Source organism: Mycobacterium sp. TH-M106 (genome assembly GCF_057473765.1).
This window is the reverse complement of the sequence record NZ_JBYCLE010000560.1, coordinates 1-3,803: the sequence shown is the minus strand read 5'-3', so window position 1 is coordinate 3,803 and position 3,803 is coordinate 1. Positions and strand designations below refer to the sequence as shown.

Here is a 3,803-nt window from a genome sequence, read left to right as displayed (position 1 = left end):
GTGGCCGCACCCATCCAGATGATGACGAAGACGAGCTTGGCGGCGACGATCATGTCCACCGTGCTCCAAGCCGTGAACAGGAACGTCACCGCCAGTGCTCCGTAGATCTCGCCGCGGGCGGCCAAGAAGATCACCTTGTCCCGCAACCCCAGTACCGCCAGAAGGACCAGCACCGCCAGGATCTCCCAGGCCGGCAGCACGCCGACCGTCGTCATCCCCGCCACCGGACCGGTGCCGTCGGCGAACAACGCCCAGACCGTCATCGCCAGCAGCGCCGCGTACATCGCGACGTCGAAGCGGGTGCGGGCGGTCCCCCGGGTGAAGGGCACCCGGTGAGGCCAGGGCGGCAGCCGGATGGTGCCCCGCCGCAACCAGTACAGGATCGAGCCCATCGGCGGGAAGAACCGGTTGTTCAGCGGGCCGAAGCCGCAGCCCAACCCGATCACCTCGAAGAGCATCGTGTAGAGCACGACCTTTTCGAAGACGATCGGCTCGCTCCACCAGTGCGCAACACCGGTGAACCCGTTCAGGCCGGTGGTCGTCGACGCCATCAGCCAGCCGCCCAGGACGTAGAGGCCGATCTTGACCACGTAGAACAGGTGCAGCACCACCGGGGTGCCGAAACCCACCTCGGCCCAGTGTCGGGCCATCGGGCGGATCTTCTCGCTGCGGGTGCCTTGGCTCCATTCGTCGAAGTCGATGACGGGCAGGTCGGGCTTGAGGAAACCCATGGCCGTCAGACTAGAGAGGGCCGGTGAACTCAGAGCGACCGGCTGACCACAACCTTCAGGTCCGGTCCCGATGTCAACTCCTTGAATCCACGATGACGGTGAGATAAGAAGGTGCAATGACCCGGATCACAGTGGGGCGTGCCGATGGGAGCAAAGGAATGCTGCGGTGAACCGATACCCGGTGTTCGCGCACGTTGCCGCCGTCGGCATGATCGTCGGCGCGGCCATCGCGCCGATCAGCCCACCGGCCCGCATCGACGTGATTCTGCTGTCTGCGGACGGTCCGCTGTCGGGCAGCGACACCGCGATCATCCTCGGCGGAACCACCGAGCCGACGCCGTCGACCCAGTTCGCGCAGACCGCCGAGGATCTGTATCTGCACCCGCTGGGTTTCGACGGCGGCGCGACCGACTCGATCGTCTGCGATATGACCGGAACCGACCCGTGCAGCGCCCCGCTGCAGGTGCTGACCACACCCGAACTGATCCAACAGGGCCCGAGCAGCTTCACCGCCGCGTCGGATGTCGTTCTCGCCGTGGAGAACGAATTCGCCGCGAACCCAGGAGCTTTCAACGCGGAGCATCCGCTGACGCTGTTCGGATACTCGCAGAGCGCCACCGCCGAGTCGATCGCGATGACCCGGCTGGCCGCAGCCGGTATCCCCAGCGACGATCTGCACTTCGTGTTCATCGGCGACCCGTCCGCCCCGGTCACCGGCGTGTGGCCCAACCTTGAAGCAGACATGGACGCGACGATCGGTACGACTCTGACCAACTATCTGCTCACCCTTTTCCACATGACCAGCGTTCTCGGCAACGAGACGCCGGATGATCTGTATCCGGCGACCATCTACAGTTTTGACCCCGACCCGGTCCCCAACTTCCAAGCGATCTACAACGACCAGGGCCTGTGGCGTGCGTTGCTGGACATATTCGGCCCGCACGCGGAGTACCTGGGGCTGACACCGGCACAGATCGCCGACGCGACCACGTCGACCGACGGCGAACTCACGTTTCTCCACATCACCGACAGCGACGTCAACAACGTCGACGCGTGGCTCAGTGCGGTGTTCGTGCACGGAGCCGCCAACAGCGGACTGTTCCAGAGTGTGGCCGACTCCCTGCAACTGCTTTTCTTCAACTCCTACTGACCCCAGTCGCGGGCGCACCGGATCAGCCGGGTCAGGTCAGCCCGCCCGAAGCGTCCGCTGCGGGTGCCCCGAGTAGGCGCTGAGCGGCCGGATCAGCGCGTTGGACGCGGTCTGCTCGACGACGTGGGCGGTCCAGCCGACGACCCGGCTCATCACGAAAAGCGCCGTGAACATCGGGATATCGAACCCCATCAGGTAATACGCCGGGCCGGTCACAAAGTCGAGGTTGGGTTTGAGCCCGGTGGCCTGCACCATCTCGGCAGCCAGGACCTGATAGATGTCCAGCCAGCGCTGGCCGTCACGCACCTCGGCGACCCGGGTCAGCGCCTGGTGCATCGTCGGCACCCGGGAGTCACCGTGCTTGTAGACGCGATGACCGAAGCCCATCACCTTCTCTTTGCGGGAAAGCTTGCCGCGTAACCACTCCGACGCGTTCTCCGGTTCGCCGATCTCGATCATGTCGTGCATGACCGCCTCGTTCGCGCCACCGTGCAGGGGGCCCTTGAGCGCGCCGATAGCCGCGGTGACGGCACTGTAGATATCGGATCGGGTCGAGGTGACCACCCGGGCGGCGAAGGTCGATGCGTTGAAGCCGTGTTCGGCGTAGAGGATCATCGACTGCTCGAATGCGGCGACGACAGTCGGTTCGGGCACCTCGCCGAAGCACATGTGCAGGAAGTTCTCGGCGTAGCCCAGCTGCGGGTCGGGACCGACCGGCGGCAGGCCACGCCGCCGCCTCAAGTCGATCGCGACGATGGTCGGCAGCACCGCAAACATGCGTAACGCCTTCGCGTGGTTTGCGGCCTCGGTGCTGTCGCCCTCGTCGGGATCGTTCGCGCCCAGAGCGCTGATGAGGGTGCGCGCCACGTCCATCGGGTGGCAGTGCTCCGGCAGCCCGGTCAGCAGCGACGACATCGCTGGATCGAGTTGCCGCGCAGCATGTTCGGTGTCCCGGAAGGACGACAGCTCGGCCTCGGTCGGCAGCTCGCCGTGCCACAGCAGGTAGGCGACCTGCTCGAAGCTGCAGTGCGCGGCCAGGTCCTGAACCGCATAACCGCGGTAGGTCAGCGAGTTAGTCTCCGGCACCACCTTGGAGATGGCCGTGGTGTCGACGACGACACCGGCCAACCCTTTGTGGATCTCCGGTTGCACGGTAGCGAGCGACGTCATTGGGACTCTCCTAACGCGAAGTTGAAAATGTCGGTGTCGAACTGGTTGTAGTCGGCGTAACGCAGCAGCTCGTAGAGCCGGCTACGGTGCTGCATCTTCTCCAGCAACCCGGACTGCGTGCCGGCTGAATCGATTTCACGCAAGCCCGCTTCGACGGCGAACATTGCCAGCCGCAGTGTGGTCACCGGGTAGATGACGACGTTGTAGCCGATATCGGTGAGTTGCTGCACACTGAGCAACTCAGACTTTCCGAACTCGGTCATGTTGGCCAGCAGCGGGACGTTCACCGCGGCTCGGAACCGCTCGAAGTCGGCGGGCCCGGCCAGTGCCTCGGTGAAGATCATGTCCGCACCTGCGTCGGCGTAGGCCTTGGCCCGGTCGATCGCCGCTGACAGGCCTTCGGTCCCGGCGGCGTCGGTGCGGGCGCAGATGACGAAGTTCGGGTCGCGGCGGGCCGACACCGCGGCGCGCAGCCGCTTGACCATCTCATCGGCCGGAACCACAGTTTTCCCGTCCAGGTGTCCGCAGCGTTTCGGATTGACCTGATCCTCAAGGTGACAGCCGGCCAAGCCGGCATCCTCGAGCACCGTAACGGAGCGAGCCACGTTCATCGGCTCACCGAATCCGGTGTCGGCGTCGAGCAGGGTGGGCAGGTCGGTGACTGCGGCGATCAGCCCTCCCCGGCCGGCCACCTCGGTCAGCGTGGTCAACCCGATGTCCGGTAAACCGAGGTCGGCGGCGAGCACCGCACC

4 protein-coding genes are annotated in these 3,803 nt (G+C 65.4%); 1 reads left to right on the top strand and 3 read right to left on the bottom strand.

Going from position 1 to position 3,803, the window contains the following annotated elements; genetic code table 11:
- Nucleotides 1-731, bottom strand: a 731-nt coding sequence (locus AC2VOP_RS19240; RefSeq protein WP_486962451.1) for a DUF3556 domain-containing protein, incomplete at its 3' end; no start/stop codon positions are given.
- Nucleotides 732-897: 166 nt separating this feature from the next.
- Here AC2VOP_RS19240 and AC2VOP_RS19235 point away from each other — a divergent pair.
- The gene (locus tag AC2VOP_RS19235) at nt 898-1,881 is read left to right on the top strand and encodes a PE-PPE domain-containing protein (protein WP_486962450.1); all 984 of its coding nucleotides are present in this window, start codon (nt 898-900) and stop codon (nt 1,879-1,881) included.
- A 36-nt stretch (nt 1,882-1,917) separates the two neighbouring features.
- Here AC2VOP_RS19235 and AC2VOP_RS19230 read toward each other — a convergent pair whose 3' ends face one another.
- Nucleotides 1,918-3,051 (bottom strand): bifunctional 2-methylcitrate synthase/citrate synthase, encoded by a 1,134-nt coding sequence (locus AC2VOP_RS19230; RefSeq protein ID WP_486962449.1) that lies wholly within the window; start codon nt 3,049-3,051, stop codon nt 1,918-1,920.
- Nucleotides 3,048-3,803: methylisocitrate lyase (prpB, locus tag AC2VOP_RS19225; protein ID WP_486962448.1), on the bottom strand; the 756-nt coding region annotated here is incomplete at its 5' end. The genes AC2VOP_RS19230 and prpB, both read right to left, overlap by 4 nt.